The 15,173-nt window shown below is 67.8% G+C and carries 17 protein-coding genes and 1 tRNA gene; 15 read left to right on the plus strand and 3 right to left on the minus strand.

The window, feature by feature from the left end; all coding sequences use genetic code 11:
* Positions 1–16 precede the first annotated feature (16 nt).
* The 13 genes from ruvB to LQ772_RS02670 all read left to right on the plus strand — a co-directional run bounded on the left by ruvB (position 17) and on the right by LQ772_RS02670 (position 10,481).
* Positions 17–1,060 (plus strand): Holliday junction branch migration DNA helicase RuvB, encoded by a 1,044-nt coding sequence (ruvB, locus tag LQ772_RS02610; RefSeq protein ID WP_231323737.1) that lies wholly within the window; start codon positions 17–19, stop codon positions 1,058–1,060.
* A 93-nt stretch (positions 1,061–1,153) separates the two neighbouring features.
* Complete coding sequence (gene ybgC / locus LQ772_RS02615) at positions 1,154–1,564, plus strand: tol-pal system-associated acyl-CoA thioesterase (protein ID WP_231323739.1); 411 nt, start codon at positions 1,154–1,156, stop codon at positions 1,562–1,564.
* 46 nt (positions 1,565–1,610) lie between these two features.
* Positions 1,611–2,297: a protein TolQ gene (tolQ, locus tag LQ772_RS02620; RefSeq protein ID WP_231323741.1), complete on the plus strand. Its 687-nt coding sequence runs from the start codon at positions 1,611–1,613 to the stop codon at positions 2,295–2,297.
* 19 nt (positions 2,298–2,316) lie between these two features.
* Positions 2,317–2,766, plus strand: coding sequence for a protein TolR (gene tolR, locus LQ772_RS02625; protein ID WP_231325863.1), 450 nt, complete (start codon positions 2,317–2,319; stop codon positions 2,764–2,766).
* Positions 2,753–3,694 (plus strand): cell envelope integrity protein TolA, encoded by a 942-nt coding sequence (tolA, locus tag LQ772_RS02630; protein WP_231323742.1) that lies wholly within the window; start codon positions 2,753–2,755, stop codon positions 3,692–3,694. The genes tolR and tolA overlap by 14 nt, the downstream gene beginning before the upstream one ends.
* 7 nt (positions 3,695–3,701) lie before the next feature.
* Entirely contained in the window at positions 3,702–5,018 is a 1,317-nt protein-coding gene (gene tolB / locus LQ772_RS02635; RefSeq protein ID WP_231323744.1) for a Tol-Pal system beta propeller repeat protein TolB, read from the plus strand.
* 257 nt (positions 5,019–5,275) lie between these two features.
* Positions 5,276–5,782 (plus strand): peptidoglycan-associated lipoprotein Pal, encoded by a 507-nt coding sequence (pal, locus tag LQ772_RS02640; protein WP_231323746.1) that lies wholly within the window; start codon positions 5,276–5,278, stop codon positions 5,780–5,782.
* Between the two features lie 104 nt (positions 5,783–5,886).
* Positions 5,887–6,642: a tol-pal system protein YbgF gene (ybgF, locus tag LQ772_RS02645; protein ID WP_486606322.1), complete on the plus strand. Its 756-nt coding sequence runs from the start codon at positions 5,887–5,889 to the stop codon at positions 6,640–6,642.
* Between the two features lie 10 nt (positions 6,643–6,652).
* Positions 6,653–7,336, plus strand: a complete 684-nt coding sequence (queE, locus tag LQ772_RS02650) for a 7-carboxy-7-deazaguanine synthase QueE (protein ID WP_231323750.1) — start codon at positions 6,653–6,655, stop codon at positions 7,334–7,336.
* 106 nt (positions 7,337–7,442) lie between these two features.
* Positions 7,443–8,123: a 7-cyano-7-deazaguanine synthase QueC gene (queC, locus tag LQ772_RS02655; protein ID WP_231323752.1), complete on the plus strand. Its 681-nt coding sequence runs from the start codon at positions 7,443–7,445 to the stop codon at positions 8,121–8,123.
* A gap of 141 nt (positions 8,124–8,264) precedes the next feature.
* Positions 8,265–8,340: transfer RNA gene (locus LQ772_RS02660), tRNA-Lys, on the plus strand.
* A 96-nt stretch (positions 8,341–8,436) separates the two neighbouring features.
* Positions 8,437–9,465: a low-specificity L-threonine aldolase gene (ltaE, locus tag LQ772_RS02665; RefSeq protein WP_231323754.1), complete on the plus strand. Its 1,029-nt coding sequence runs from the start codon at positions 8,437–8,439 to the stop codon at positions 9,463–9,465.
* A gap of 5 nt (positions 9,466–9,470) precedes the next feature.
* Positions 9,471–10,481, plus strand: a complete 1,011-nt coding sequence (locus tag LQ772_RS02670) for a glycoside hydrolase family 43 protein (protein ID WP_231323757.1) — start codon at positions 9,471–9,473, stop codon at positions 10,479–10,481.
* Here the strand turns inward: LQ772_RS02670 and LQ772_RS02675 are convergent.
* The 3 genes from LQ772_RS02675 to LQ772_RS02685 form a co-directional block, all read right to left on the minus strand.
* A complete protein-coding gene (locus LQ772_RS02675; RefSeq protein ID WP_231323758.1) occupies positions 10,466–11,743 on the minus strand; it encodes a polyhydroxyalkanoate depolymerase in 1,278 nt (425 codons plus the stop codon). The two genes, LQ772_RS02670 and LQ772_RS02675, sit on opposite strands and share 16 nt — an antisense overlap.
* A gap of 164 nt (positions 11,744–11,907) precedes the next feature.
* A complete protein-coding gene (locus LQ772_RS02680) occupies positions 11,908–12,654 on the minus strand; it encodes a class I SAM-dependent methyltransferase (RefSeq protein WP_231323760.1) in 747 nt (248 codons plus the stop codon).
* Positions 12,655–12,724: 70 nt separating this feature from the next.
* A complete protein-coding gene (locus LQ772_RS02685; RefSeq protein ID WP_231323762.1) occupies positions 12,725–13,225 on the minus strand; it encodes an RDD family protein in 501 nt (166 codons plus the stop codon).
* A 46-nt stretch (positions 13,226–13,271) separates the two neighbouring features.
* Here LQ772_RS02685 and xerD point away from each other — a divergent pair, with 46 nt between their 5' ends.
* Both xerD and LQ772_RS02695 read left to right on the plus strand, forming a co-directional pair.
* On the plus strand, positions 13,272–14,183 hold the full coding sequence (gene xerD, locus LQ772_RS02690; RefSeq protein WP_231323764.1) for a site-specific tyrosine recombinase XerD: 912 nt from the start codon (positions 13,272–13,274) through the stop codon (positions 14,181–14,183).
* A gap of 154 nt (positions 14,184–14,337) precedes the next feature.
* Positions 14,338–15,111: a disulfide isomerase DsbC N-terminal domain-containing protein gene (locus tag LQ772_RS02695; RefSeq protein WP_231323766.1), complete on the plus strand. Its 774-nt coding sequence runs from the start codon at positions 14,338–14,340 to the stop codon at positions 15,109–15,111.
* The last annotated feature ends 62 nt before the right edge of the window (positions 15,112–15,173 follow it).

The following is a 15,173-nucleotide window of genomic DNA, read 5'->3' on the forward strand; positions in this document are numbered from 1 at the left end:
CTGCCATAATGGCTGCATGACCGAAGCCCGCATCATCACCTCCGCCGCCCATCTCGACGACGAGGCGCTGGAAGCCTCCATCCGCCCGAGGCGCCTGGACGAATACCTCGGCCAGCAGGCGGTGCGCGAACAACTGTCGATCTACATCGAGGCGGCCAGGAAGCGCGGCGGGGCGCTGGACCACGTGCTGATCTTCGGCCCGCCGGGCCTGGGCAAGACCACGCTTTCCCACGTCATCGCCAACGAACTGGGCGTCAATGTCCGCTCCACCTCCGGTCCGGTGCTCGAGCGTGCGGGCGACCTGGCGGCATTGCTGACGAACCTCGAAAAGAACGACGTGCTGTTCGTCGACGAGATCCACCGCCTCTCGCCGGTGGTGGAGGAAGTGCTGTATCCGGCGATGGAGGACTTCCAGATCGACATCATGATCGGCGAGGGCCCGGCCGCGCGCTCGATCAAGCTGGACCTGCCGCCGTTCACCCTGATCGGCGCCACCACGCGTGCCGGCCTGCTTACGGCGCCTTTGCGCGACCGCTTCGGCATCGTGCAGCGGCTGGAGTTCTATTCGCCCGACGAGCTCACCGCAATCGTGCGCCGTTCGGCGCGCATCATGGCGATCGATTGCGAGATCGAGGGCGCGCAGGAGATTGCCCGCCGATCCCGCGGCACGCCGCGCATCGCCAACCGTCTGCTGCGCCGTGTGCGCGACTACGCCGAAGTGCGCGCCGGCGGGAAGATCACGCTGGCTGCCGCGCAGGCGGCGATGACCATGCTGAAAGTCGATGCCGAAGGTTTCGACGACCTCGATCGGCGCCTGCTCGCCACCATCATCGAGAATTTCGATGGCGGTCCGGTCGGCGTCGAATCGCTGGCCGCCGCATTGTCCGAAGACCGCGGCACGCTGGAAGACGTGGTGGAGCCCTACCTCATCCAGCAGGGTTTCCTCATCCGTACCGCGCGCGGCCGGATGGCCTCGCCCAGGGCCTGGCGCCACCTGGGCCGCAACCCGCCACCGCGGCAGGCGCTGGTGGGCGACATGTTCGACGGCGGCGAAGTCTGACCTGCTGTTGATGCGCGCTCCTGACAAGCCGGTTTGAACCTGGCGGCGGCAACACGCATGCTCGGGGCTTCCGCAAAACGCGAGCTGTCCTCCATGTCCTCGATCGCCCCCTTTGCCTGGCCCGTCCGCGTCTACTGGGAAGACACCGACGCCGGCGGCGTCGTCTACCACGCCAGCTACCTGCGCTTCATGGAGCGCGCCCGCAGCGAGTGGCTGCGCGCCCGGGGCGTCGACCAATCGGCCCTGCGCGAGGCGACCGGGTTGGCCTTCATGGTGCGTTCCATGCAGCTGGACTTCCTGCGGCCGGCCCTGCTGGATGATGAATTGGCGGTGACGGTCGCCGTCAAAGAATGGCGTTCAGCCAGTATCCTGTTCAGTCAAGCGATCGGCCGGGCGGACGGCGCGGAGCTGGTTCGTGCCCAGGTGCGGGTCGCCTGCGTGGACCTCAACCGCAAGCGTCCGGCGCCGATCCCGGCCGACCTCATCCCCGGCCTCGCCCCTTAAGCCTTCCCGCCTTTAAAAGCAGCACACCCCGGAGACTCCCCAAGCCATGAACGGTGGATTGAACATTTTCAAGCTGGTCGCCGAGGCCAGCCTGCCCGTGCAGCTGGTGATGCTGCTGCTCCTGATGTTCTCCTTCCTGTCGTGGGTCATCATCCTTCGCAAGTATTCGCAGATGAAGGCGGCGATGGAGAACGCCGAGGCGTTCGAGGAGCGCTTCTGGTCCGGCGGCGACCTGGCCGGCCTGTTCCGCGAGGTCAGCGGCCGTAATGCCGACAACGGCGGCATGGAGACGATTTTCGAATCCGGGTTCCGCGAGTTCGCCCGCCAGCGCCAACGCAAGACCCACGACATGCGCGTGGTGATGGAAGGCACCGAACGCGCCATGCGCGTGGCAGGGACCCGCGAGATCGGCGGCCTCGAACGCAATCTGGAATTCCTCGCCAACGTCGGTTCGATCAGTCCGTACATCGGCCTGTTCGGCACCGTGTGGGGCATCATGGGCGCCTTCCAGGGCCTGGGCGAGGTCAAGGACGTCACCATCGCCGTGGTCGCCCCGCACATCTCCGAGGCGCTGATCGCCACTGCGATGGGCCTGTTCGCCGCGATCCCGGCGGTGTGGGCGTACAACCGCTACGCCAACAAGGTCGAACGCGTGGCCTCGCGCTACGAAGTGTTCCAGGAGGAGTTCTCCTCGGTGCTGCAGCGGCAGATCCAGACCGACGAAGTGGCCTGACGAGGGCAAGTCCATGGCCATGCGAAACGCCGCGCGCCACAAGCGCATGAAGCTCAAGTCCGAGATCAACGTCGTCCCCTATATCGACGTGATGCTGGTGCTGCTGATCATCTTCATGGTCACTGCGCCGATGATGAACGCAAACGTCGACGTCAACCTGCCGCAGGCCAACGCGCGGTCGATGGCCGACAAGAAGAACCCGGTGATCGTCTCGGTCGACGCCGACGGCAGCCTTTACCTGACCCTGGAAGGGGCCAAGAAGGAGCCGGTCGACGTGGCCACCATGCAGGCCAAGGTCGGCGCCTTCGTCAAGGCCAACCCGGACATCAGCGTGCTGGTGGCCGGCGACCGCGAAGGCAAGTACGACGGTGTCTACCAGGTGCTGGCCGACCTGCAGCAGGCCGGCGTGAGCAAGGTCGGCCTGATGAGCCAGCCGCAGGGGTCGGGCGCGGGCAATGCGGGAAAATAAGGGCACCTCCACGGCGGTCCTGCTTTCCGCCGTCCTGCACCTTGGCATCGTCGGCTTCCTCGCGCTGGCGATCGTGCCGTGCTCGTTCTACGAGAGCCTGTTCAGCGCGCTGCACCTGCCGGCGGGCTGGAATCCGATCACCTGCGCCAAGCCGCTGGAGCTGCAAGGCCCGGTCATCGAGGCCACGCTGATCGGCCCCACCGGCGCGCCGCCGCCGAAGGCGCAGAAGAAGGCCAAGCCGGTGCCGACCATCCCGCCGCCGCCCACGGTGACGCCGCCGGACGTGAAGACGCCGCCCCCGGAGATCAAGACCCTGCCGCCGCCGCCGGAGCACCCGGACACGGTCGACCAGGAAAAGATCGTGGCGGACGCGCTGGAAAAGGCCGAGGAGGCCAAGAAGGAGCAGGAAGAGAAGCAGCGCCAGCGCCAGGCCGAACTGGACGCCCAGGCGGCCAAGAAGAAGGAAGAGCAGAAGAAGCAGCTGGACGAATTGTTCGCCAAGATGGATGCGGCCGCCGCGGCGCGCCAGAAGGCGGAAAACCGCGCCAAACAGGCCAAGCAGCAGATGGAGGACCTGAAGGACGCGCAGGACGAAGGCCTGCCCGACGTGCCGCACGCGGCCCAGCGCCAGACCGGCAACAACGCTCAGAACAGCTCCCTGGCCGACCAGTATGCAGCGGCCATTCAGAATGCGGTCACGCCCAACTGGTTACGTCCGGATAACATGCCGGATGTTCCGTGCAAGGTGCATATCGTCCAGTTGGTAGGGGGCGACGTGATGAGTGCGAAGGTCGATCCAAGCTGCCCGTACGACGATGCTGGCAAGCGCTCGATCGAAAACGCCGTGCTCAGGACCAAGACCTTGCCGTACAAGGGTTTCGAGAGCGTCTTCAGCCGCGATCTGACCCTAACCTTCAGGCCGCAGTGAGATCTTCATGTCCAGAATGAAAACGCTCTTCGCCCTCGCCGTGCTGTGTCTGGCCGCCCTCGTCGCCGGACCCGCGGGTGCGCAGGCGCTCAACGTGGACATCGTCGGCGGCGTCAAGACGGCCACTCCGATCGTCGTGGTGCCCTTTGCGCAGAACGGCGGCGCGCCGCTGCCGACCGACGTGGCGGACGTCATTCGCAACGATTTCAACCGCTCGGGCAAGTTCCGCGCGCTGGCCAAGAGCGAGATCGTCGAGTCGCCCTCGCGCGGTGCCGACATCAAGTTTCCCACCTGGCGACTGCTCAAGCAGGACTACATCACGGTCGGGCGCATCAGCGACGCCGGCGGCGGCCTGCTGCGGGTCGAGTACGAGCTGTGGGACGTCAACAAGCAGCAGAGCCTCCTGGCGCAGGCGTTCACCGCGCCGGCCGGCGACCTGCGCGGCGTCGCCCACCAGATCGCCGACCAGATCTACGAGAAGATCACCGGCGTGCGTGGTGCTTTCTGGACCCGCGTCGCCTACGTCACCGCCGTGGGCCTGGGCAACAACACCACCTATTCGCTGATCGTGGCCGATTCGGACGGCTACAACCCGCAGGTGGTGGCCCGCTCGCGCGAATCGCTGCTGTCGCCGGCCTGGTCGCCGGACGGAACCAAGATCGCCTACGTCTCCTTCGAGAGCGGCAACTCGCAGGTCTACGTGCAGGACATCACCACCGGCGCGCGCCAGCTGGTCGCGGCGCACAAGAAGGGCATCAACGGCGCGCCGGCCTGGTCGCCCGATGGCAGCAAGCTGGCGGTGTCGCTGTCCTACGTGGGCAACCCCGAGATCTTCGTGATCGACATGGCCTCGCGCCACGAAACGCGCCTGACCAACAGCCTGTCGATCGACACCGAACCGACCTGGTCGGCCGATGGGCAGAGCCTCTATTTCACGTCCGATCGTTCCGGCCGGCCGCAGGTCTACCAGATGTCCGCCAGCGGCGGCTCGCCCACGCGCATCAGCTTCGAGGGGCAGAACAACGCCAATGCCGATGTCAGCTTCGACGGCAAGCTGATCGCGATGGTGCAGGGCAATGGGAACGTGTATCGTATTGCCATTATGGATCGCAATCTGGGTGGGCAGGTGCGTTTCATCTCCCCCGGCCCGATTGACGATTCCCCGAGTTTCGCACCGAACGCCAGCATGCTGTTGTACGCGGCCACGGAAGGTCGCCGTGGCGTGCTGTATGCCGTTTCGGCCGATGGCCAGGTCCGCCAGCGCCTCGTGCTGTCCGACGGGGACGTCCGTGAACCGGCCTGGGGTCCGTATCGGAAGCGTTGAGTTTTTTGTCCGTTGGGGCGCGCGAGCGCTCCGGCGGAATGCCCATGGAATGGGCCGAAACGGCGCCTTGGCGCCATTTCGCTTATGGCGGGGCGCAGCCAAAGGCGTCCAGCCAACGGTTGCCGGGCGCGAGGAGCGACTGGCCCGCGGTAACACCAAGCGTCACACAACAAGCCGGACCACCGGCGATCACTGTCCCAACACCGCAATCGTCATTGACTGTCGGAACTCAAACCCGTTTTGAAGGAACGTCACCCATGAATAAGACCGCACGCGTCGCCCTGGTCGCCCTGCTCTGCATCGGCGCAGCCGCTTGCTCGAAGAAGCAGGAAGTCAAGCCGCAGCCCCAGCCGGAGCAGCCGCCCGCCACCCAGCCGGCGCCGGAGAGCAACAAGTACACCCCGGCCGACCTCGACACCGACGCCTGCCTGCGCCAGCGCGTCGTGTACTTCGATTTCGACAAGACCGAGATCAAGCCGGAGTTCCAGCAGATCATGGCGTGCCACGCCAAGTACATGCAGGACCGCCCGGAGTCGCACATCCGCCTGGAAGGCAATACCGACGAGCGCGGCACCCGCGAGTACAACCTGGGCCTGGGCGAGCGCCGCGGCAATGCCGTGTCCGACGCCCTGCAGGCCAACGGTGGCTCGGCCAGTCAGGTCGAAGTGATCTCCTACGGCAAGGAAAAGCCGGTGTGCCGTGAGCACAACGAGGACTGCTGGAGCAAGAACCGTCGCGTCGAGATCGTCTACACGGCGAAGTAATGAAGAGCGCACTGGCTAAGCGTTTTTCGGCCAGGCTCGGCATGGCGGGCGCGTTTGCGTCCGCCATGCTCATTGCCGTTCCGGCCCTGGCACAGGACTCCCGCTTGAGCCTCGCCGACCGCGTCTCGCGGCTGGAGCAACAGGCGCAGGCCCAGAACCAGGGCGGTACCAGCCTGGTCAACCAGGTGCAGCAGCTGCAGTCGCAAGTGCAGCAGTTGCAGGGCCTGGTCGAGGAACTGCAGCACACCGTGCAGCAGCTCGAAGAGAAGAACAAGGCGCAATACATCGACCTCGATTCGCGGCTGGGCCGCCTCGAGGGCAACGGCGCCGGCACGAATTCCACGGCCGCGGGCAACACCCCGGCATCCACCGCTTCGGCCGCCGCTGCGGCGACCCCGGCCAACCCGGCACAGGCGCCCGCGGTCGCGCCGGCCGACGGCAGCAGCGCGCCTGCCGCCGCACCCGACGCCAACGCGCAGGCTGCCTACGACACCGCCTTCCAGGCGCTGCGTGGCGGCGACTACGCGCAGGCCTCGCGCGGCTTCCGCAGCTTCATCCAGCAGTATCCGGACAACTCGCTGACGCCCAATGCCTGGTATTGGCTGGGCGAGTCCTACTACGTGACCATGAACTATCCGGTGGCGCTGGAAGCCTTCCAGCGGCTGCTGAGCCAGTTCCCGCAGAGCGAGAAGGCGCCCGACGCGCTGCTCAAGGTCGGCTACAGCCAGCTCGAGCTCAAGCAGGCCGACGCCGGCAAGGCCACGCTGCAGCAGGTCACCAGCAAGTACCCCAACTCCCGCGCCGCCAGCTTGGCGCAGGAACGCCTGCGCCGACTGCAGCTGCAATCGGCGATCCGCTGAGGTTCGTGTGATGGGCAGTGACGCGGGCGAGGCGCCCGTCGCGCCGGTGCCGGCCGAACGCCTGCGCATCACCGAGATATTCCATTCGATCCAGGGCGAGGCCGACGCGATCGGCTGGCGCACCGTGTTCGTTCGCCTCACCGGTTGCCCGCTGCGTTGCGTGTGGTGCGACACCGAATATTCCTTCCACGGCGGGCAGTGGCACGCGATCGACGACATCCTCGCCGAGGTTGCCCGTCACGGTGCACGCCACGTCTGCGTCACCGGCGGCGAGCCGCTGGCGCAGAAGCGCTGCCTGATCCTGTTGCGCCGCCTTTGCGATGCCGGCTACGACGTTTCGCTGGAGACTTCCGGCGCGCTCGATGTGTCGTCCGTCGATCCGCGCGTGCGCAAGGTCATGGACCTCAAGGCGCCCGACTCGGGCGAGAGCGCGCGCAACCTGTGGAGCAACCTCGACCACTTGCTGCCGCACGACCAGGTCAAGATCGTCATCGCCAGCCGCCTCGACTACGAATGGGCGCGCACCGTTGTGGCAGAGCATGCGCTCGACCGGCATTGCATGGTGCTGTTCTCGCCCGTGCATGGCGCGGTGCAGCCGCGCGAGCTCGCCGAGTGGATCATCGAGGATCGCCTACCGGTGCGCTTCCAGTTGCAGTTGCACAAGCTGCTCTGGAACGACGCGGCCGGGCATTGAAGCTTCTTCCCCGACTTGCTGCTGGGGAAGAGTAAAGACGCGCCGTGGCCTGTGGCGCCGCGAGCGCCATCCGGCCGGTGACCGGCCGTACGCAAGGATCCATCCCATGTCTGAAACCACTCTCCGCAAGGCCGTCGTGCTCGTCTCCGGCGGCATGGACTCGGCGGTCACCTTGGCCATCGCACGCGAACAGGGCTTCGCGGTCCATGCGCTGAGCGTCGCCTACGGCCAGCGCCACAGCTCCGAGCTGGAGGCGGCCGAACGGGTCGCACGCGCTATGGGCGCGCTCGCGCACAAGACCGTGCAGGTCGACCTGCGCAGCATCGGCGGTTCCGCGCTCACTGCCGATATCGACGTGCCCGAGCAGGGTGGCGAAGGCATTCCGGTCACCTACGTCCCGGCGCGCAACACGATCATGCTGTCGATCGCACTGGGCTGGGCCGAAGTGCTCGGCGCCAACGACATCTTCTGCGGCGTCAACGCGGTCGACTACTCCGGCTATCCGGACTGCCGCCCCGCCTTCATCGATGCTTTCGAGCAGTTGGCCAACGTCGCCACCAAGGCCGGCGTCGAAGGCGCGGGGTTGCGCATCCACGCGCCGCTGATGCGCATGAGCAAGGCGGACATCGCGCGCGAAGGCCAGCGCCTGGATGTCGACTTCGCCCAGACGGTCAGCTGCTACCGGGCCGACACCCAGGGGCGCGCCTGCGGGCATTGCGACGCCTGCCATCTGCGCGCCGAGGGCTTCCGCACCGCCGGCCTCGCCGATCCCACCCGCTATGCCTGATCCCCTAGAGTGGGGTTCAGCCCGCCGGCTCTTCCTCCGGCGCCGGTGGTGGGCCGAAGCGCCTACCTGCGGGAGCCTACGCGACTGGCGCTTTGCTTGTGCGGGCCGCACGCAAACCCTAAAATCGTCCGTTCGCTTGATGGGTCGTTAGCTCAGTTGGTAGAGCAGTAGACTTTTAATCTATTGGTCCCGGGTTCGAGTCCCGGACGACCCACCATCCAACCCGCGCCCGTCGCGGGTTTTTTGTGCCCGCTTGCCTCGCGCAAGGCCGCGCGCGAAGCTGCCCCTCTTTGCCGCAACAATGAGGTGCAACGTGGACTGGGTCGACCTGCGCAGCGATACGGTGACCACGCCCACGCCAGCCATGCGCGCGGCGATGCTGGACGCGCCGGTCGGCGACGACGTCTACGGCGAGGATCCCACCGTCAACCAGCTGCAGCAACGCCTCGCCGACGAGCTCGGCTTCGAGGCCGCGCTGTTCGTGCCCAGCGGCACGCAGTCGAACCTGCTGGCGCTGATGTCGCATTGCGAGCGCGGCGACGAGTACCTGGTCGGCATGGACGCGCACACCTACAAGTTCGAAGGCGGCGGCGCGGCGGTGCTCGGCTCCATCCAGCCGCAACCGATCGTGCAGGACGCGGACGGCACGCTGCCGCTCGATCGCGTGGCCGCGGCGATCAAGCCGGTCGATCCCCATTTCGCGCGCACGCGCCTGCTCGCGCTGGAAAACACCTGGCACGGCCGCGTGCTGCCGATGGATTACCTGCGCGCCGCGCATGACTTCGCCCGCGAGCGCGGCCTGGCCTTCCACCTGGACGGCGCGCGTTTGTACAACGCCGCGGTGGCTACCGGCGTGGCGGCGCGCCAGATCGCCGGGCATTTCGACAGTGTGTCGGTGTGCCTTTCCAAGGGCCTGGGCGCGCCGGTCGGTTCGGTGCTGGTCGGCTCGGCTGCACTGATCGACAAGGCACGGCGCTGGCGCAAGGTCACCGGCGGCGGCTGGCGCCAGGCCGGCATGCTGGCGGCGGCCGGCATGCATGCGCTGGATCACCACGTCGCGCGGCTGGCCGACGACCACGAGCGCGCGGCCCTACTGGCGCGACGGCTTGAAGCCGTGCCCGGCCTGCGCCTGCTGGGCCAGCACACCAACATGGTGTTCGTCGAAGTGCCGGCCGAACGCCTGCGTGCGCTGGATGCACACCTGCGCGAAGCCGGCATCCGCATCAGCATCGGCTACCTGCCGACGCTGCGGCTGGTCACGCACCTTGACGTGGACGATGCCGGCATCGCCCGCACAGTCGAGGCATTCGCCACGTTCTTCGCCCGGGGCCAGGCGGCTTGAGTGCCATGGCGGACGCCCTACGCCCCTGGAGCGCGCCGCTGCTGCGAACAGTCGCGCTGGCACTCGCGCTGGCCGCGCCGGCGGCGTGGTGTGGGGACAGCAGCAACGCAAGGCATGCGGGCAATCCGGTCATACCGGGCTGGTACGCCGACCCGGAGGCGGCGATCTTTGGCGACACCTACTGGATCTACCCGACCTGGTCCGACGCCTACGATCGCCAGCTCTTCTTCGACGCCTTTTCCTCGCCGGACCTGGTCGAGTGGACACGCCACCCCCGCGTGCTGGACGTGCATGCGATCAGCTGGGCCAGGCGCGCCATGTGGGCGCCGGCCGTGGTCGCGAAGGACGGGCGTTATTACCTGTTCTTCGCCGCCAACGACATCCAGAGCGACCGGGAGGCAGGCGGCATCGGGGTGGCCGTGGCCGACCGCCCGGACGGCCCGTTCCACGACCTGCTCGGGAAACCCCTGGTAGGCGCGTTCCACAACGGCGCACAGCCTATCGACCAATCGGTATTTCGCGACGACGACGGGCAGTACTACCTGATCTACGGCGGCTGGAAGCACGCCAACATCGCTCGGCTGAAGAGCGACTTCACCGGGTTCCTGCCCTTCGGCGACGGCAGGATTTTCAAGGAGATCACGCCCGAGCACTACGTCGAAGGGCCGATGATGTTCAAGCGCGATGGTCGCTATTACCTGATGTGGTCCGAGGGCGGATGGACCGGGCCGGACTACTCGGTGGCCTATGCGATCGGCGACACGCCGCTGGGTCCGTTCCGGCGCATCGGCAAGATCCTCGAGCAGGATCCGTCGATCGCCACCGGCGCCGGGCATCATTCGCTCATCCACACGCCCGATGGCCGCTGGTACATCGTCTATCACCGGCGACCCAGGGGCGAGACGGCGGCCAACCACCGCGTGGTCTGCATCGACCGGCTGGAGTTCGACGCCCGTGGCCACATCCTGCCGGTAAGGATGACGCGACAGGGCGTCGCGGCTCACCCCTTGCGCTGAGGCGTGCGCCGCGCCGGTGCCGCGGCGTGCTGGGCGATGAAGTCGCGCACCTGCGGATAGACCGTTTCGCGCCAGCGTCGGCCGCTGAAAATGCCGTAGTGGCCCGCACCCTCGATGACGCGATGCGCATGCCGCTTCGCCGGGATCCCCGTGCATAGCGCGTGGGCCGCCTCGGTCTGGCCCAGGCCCGAGATGTCGTCCAGTTCGCCTTCGACGGTGAGCAGCGCACTGCGCGTGATCGCGGAGGGGTTCACGCGCTCGCCCGCCACATCCCACAGCCCGCGCGGCAGCAGGCATTGCTGGAATACCGTGCTGATGGTGTCCAGGTAATAGCCGGCCGGCATGTCCAGCACGGCGTTGTACTCGTCGTAGAAGCGCCGGTGCGCCTCGGCGTCATCCAGGTCGCCGCGCAGCAGGTCGAGGTAGAAATCCCAGTGCGAGGACAGGTGCCGGCCCGGGTTCATCGCGACGAAGCCGGCATGCTGCAGGAAGCCGGGGTAGACCTTGCGACCGCGTCCGGGATAGTTCGCCGGCACCGTATGGATCAGGTTGGCTTCGAACCAGGACAGCGGCTGCGTCGTGGCCAGATCGTTGACGCTGGTGGGGCTGCGGCGGGGGTCGATCGGGCCGCCCATCATCACCAGGCTGCGCGGGGTTTCCTCGCCGCGCGCGGCCATCAGCGACACCGCCGCCAGCACCGGCACGGTCGGTTGGCATACCGAAACGACATGGAGTTCGCTCGCGCCGATGTGGCGGATGAAGCGCTCGACGTAGGCGACGTAGTCGTCCAGCCGGAACATGCCCGCCTCGGCCGGAACCATGCGCGCATCGACCCAGTCGGTGACGTAGACCTTGTGGTCGCGCAGCAGCGTGCGGACGGTGTCGCGCAGCAGCGTGGCGTGGTGGCCCGAGAGCGGCGCCACCACCAGCACGACCGGCTGGCGGCGCATCGCCTCGATCACCGTCGGATCGTCGCTGTAGCGCTTGAAGCGCTTGAGCTGGCAGAACGGCAGCTCGAGCGCGGCCTGTTCCACCACTGCGACGGTGTGCCCGCCGGCCTGGATCTCGTGGATGCCGAAGGCGGGCTTCTCGTAGTCCTTGCCCAGGCGGTACATCAATTCGCAACCGGCCGCCCAGCGCGCCGCGCCAGGCCACTGCGCGAGCAGGCTGCCCGGCTCGCTGAACATCTTCGCGCTCGCCTGCGCGAAGTAGCTCATCGGGCCCATGAAGGCGCGCTGCCATTCGTGGAGTTGGTAGAGCATGGGCAACCGGCTACGTAGGGCAAAGCGCCATTCTAGTGGCTTTGCGTGGCAGATGTTGCGGTGCGGCAAGGCGGCCCCTCGACGTTGGCGCTGTGCTTGCGCTGCGGGTGAACCAACCTGTGCGCTTTGGGCGTCGCGCAAAGGGCGCACTCGGGACGCGCGCCTCAGCCAGCCACGCGCCGGCAGACCAGCAAGACCTCGTCGACCCCTTCCACCCCGGACAACCCGTCGCGCCATTGCAACGGCTTCTGGAACTTCAGTCCCAGCGGCATGAACACGTGGTTGTACCACCACATCGCGCGCTCGCGACGATGAGTGAGGAACCACTGTCCCAGGTCCAGCAGCCGCGAGGATTTGGGCTGCATGCCGTAGATCGCGCTGCGTTCCAGCGCGAATCCGTGCGCGGCCAGCTTGGCCTCGATCGCCTCCGGCTCATACCTGCGGCAATGGCCCACGAACTCGTCGAACGCCGTCCAGGCATCGGCGTGCAACGGCACCGACAACAGAAGCGTCGCGCCCGGCGCCGCCACGCGCGCGAGTTCGCGCAACGCGCCCTCGTCGTCGGCGACGTGTTCGAGGATGTCGAACGCGCACACCAGGTCGAACTGCGCATCGGCGCAGGGCAGGGCGCCGATCATGCCGTGCATGGCGTTGGCGCCACGTGCCCGCAACTGGCGCAGGGCCGCGTGGCTCAGGTCGACAAAACAGGTGCCGTCCAGCGGGAGGCGCGGACGCAGCCCGGGCGCGACTTCCAGCCGGCGCGCCGCTGCCGGGGCCAACCGGCTCACGAGCGGCCAGGTGTTGAAGCGCTCGGGATCGATCAATCGCGCCCGCGCCCACAGCGCTTCGTAGAAGCCGCGATTGACGCGGAGCAGTTCGGCATCGGTGCGGACGGGTGCGGAGGCGGCCATGCGTCCTTTTACAGCAAGCGCCGCCGCCGCGGGTGTGAAGCGCCGAACCACTTCTCGTACCAGGGCGCGATCAGAACCGACGTACTTCAGTGCCGGCCGCCAGGTCGTGGACAGCACGCCGCCGGCGATCGACCAGCGCCGTTGCAAACCACAACGCCCAGCCGACCAATACTGCCCACACCGCAATACGAAGTCCGAGCCATGGCGCCAGCCCGAGCAACAGCAGCGGCAACGCGGCCACGATGACCCGCCGCAACGCCTGGCCCGGCAGCACCTTGCCGCCATCGGCACCGACCACCCGGATGCGCCAGGGGCGCATGCCGAGCGTCTGGCCGCCGCGCAACCACGAGATCACGAAGTATGCGGCCACCACCAGGCCCTGCAGCGGCTGGTACCACCAGGCGATCGTGGCATGCGCGCCAGCGGCCACCACCTGTCCGCCGGTAGCCAGCTGGCACAGCAGGCCGACCACCATCACGATCGCCACCACCGCGAGCAGGTCGTAGACCAGCGCGGTCAGGCGGCGCCATAGCGGGCAGGCGAGGGAGGCGGTGTCGTGCAGTCGATTCATCGGCGTTTCGCTTGCGCCCGCCGCGACTCGCGGCGAGCATCTGCGCATGCAGGAAAAGAGAGCAAGTATCGCCGAAGCCGACCAGCGCAGCATCGGCGCGTTCCTCGAACGGGTCTGGTCGGAGGACGGCCTGGCCGATCGCACCCTCGAAGCGTACCGGCAGGACCTTGAGGCGCTGGCACGCTGGCTCGCCTCGCGCGGGCGCAGCCTGCAGACGGCGCGGCGCGAGGACCTGTCGGCCTTCCATGGCAGCCAGCGCGCGGCAGTGCGCTCGATGGCGCGACGCCAGTCGGCGTTCCGGCGGTACTACGGCCAGCTCGCGCGCGACACGCCGGGCTTCGAGGACCCGACCCTGCTGATCGAACGCCCGCGCATGCCGCGCAGCCTGCCCAAGGCGCTGGCCGAGCGCGAGATCGAGGCGCTGCTGGCCGCGCCGGACCTGGCATCGACGCTAGGGCTGCGCGACCGCGCCATGCTGGAACTGATGTACGCCTCCGGCTTGCGCGTATCGGAACTGGTGGAGCTGCCGCTGGCCGCGCTCAACACCCGCCAGGGCGTGCTGCGCGTCACCGGCAAGGGCGGCAAGGATCGCCTCGTGCCGGTCGGCGAGGTGGCGCTGGAGCGCATCGAGGCCTACCTCGCCGACGCGCGGCCGCAGCTTGCCAAGGGGCGGCAGCCGGCGGCGCTGTTCCTGAGCCAGCGCGGCGAAGGCATGACGCGGCAGATGTTCTGGACACTGGTCAAGCGCCACGCGCTGGCGGTCGGCATCGAAGGCAAGCGCATTTCCCCGCACGTGCTGCGCCACTCCTTCGCCACCCACCTGTTGAACCACGGCGCCGACCTGCGCGCGCTGCAGCTGCTGTTGGGCCACGCCTCGCTCAGCACTACGCAGATCTACACGCTGGTGGCGAAGGAGGGCCTGAAGCGCCTGCACGCGCAACACCATCCCCGCGGCTGAGGCAAGCCGGCGTAATGCGGGTTCGGCCCACCGGCGGGGATGGTGGCTGGAAGCCCACCCTGCAGCGTTCCCGCACGCGTCAGCCCCCGTTTGTGCCGCTGTGCCAGAATCGACCTGATCGCCGCTTTCCCCCACGCGGCCACGAGGTTTCCCGATGTTCAAGAAGCTTTCCGCCGCGCTGCTCGCCAGCGCCTTCGCGCTCGCCGCCTGCGCCGCCGACCGCCAGGACGCCGCGGTCCCCGCCGGCGCGACCGATCCGGCCGCCGAGCAGGCGGTGCGCGCCGCCCTGACGAAGCTCGCCCCCGGCGTGAAGGTGGACCAGATCACCCTCTCGCCGCTGCCAGGCTTCTACCAGGTGATCGCCTCGGGGCAGCTGGTCTACGTCAGCACCGACGGCAAGTACATGCTCAACGGCGACGTGGTCGACCTCGGCGCCAAGCAAAACCTGAGCGAGCGCGCCTGGGCCGGCTTCCGCAAGGCCGAGCTGGCCAAGGTGCCGGCGTCCCAGCGCATCGTGTTCGCGCCGCCGAACCCGAAGTACACGGTGACCGTGTTCTCCGACGTCAACTGCGGCTATTGCCGCATGTTCCATTCGCACATCAAGCAGTTCAACGACGAGGGGATCGCGGTCGAATACCTGGCCTGGCCGCGCGAGGGCGTGACCGATACCGCCGGCGTTCCCACCGATACCTACAAGGAAATGGTCTCGGTCTGGTGCGCCGCCGACCGCAAGGCGGCGTTCACCGCGGCCAAGCAGGGCAAGGCGCCCAAGTCCGCCGACTGCGCCAACCCCGTCAAGGAAGAGTTCGACCTCGGCGTCAAGCTGGGCGTGACCGGTACGCCGATGGTGCTGGGGCCCGACGGCATGGTCCTGGGCGGCTACGTCACGCCGGACAAGCTTTTGAAGATGCTCGAAAAAGGCGGCTGATCCCCGTAAGGGCGCCTGTGGGCGCGGCCCGGATGGCGGCCGCGCCCAAAAGCGCGCCCCTT

It is taken from the genome of Frateuria edaphi, from assembly GCF_021117405.1.
Taxonomy (GTDB): domain Bacteria; phylum Pseudomonadota; class Gammaproteobacteria; order Xanthomonadales; family Rhodanobacteraceae; genus Frateuria_A; species Frateuria_A edaphi.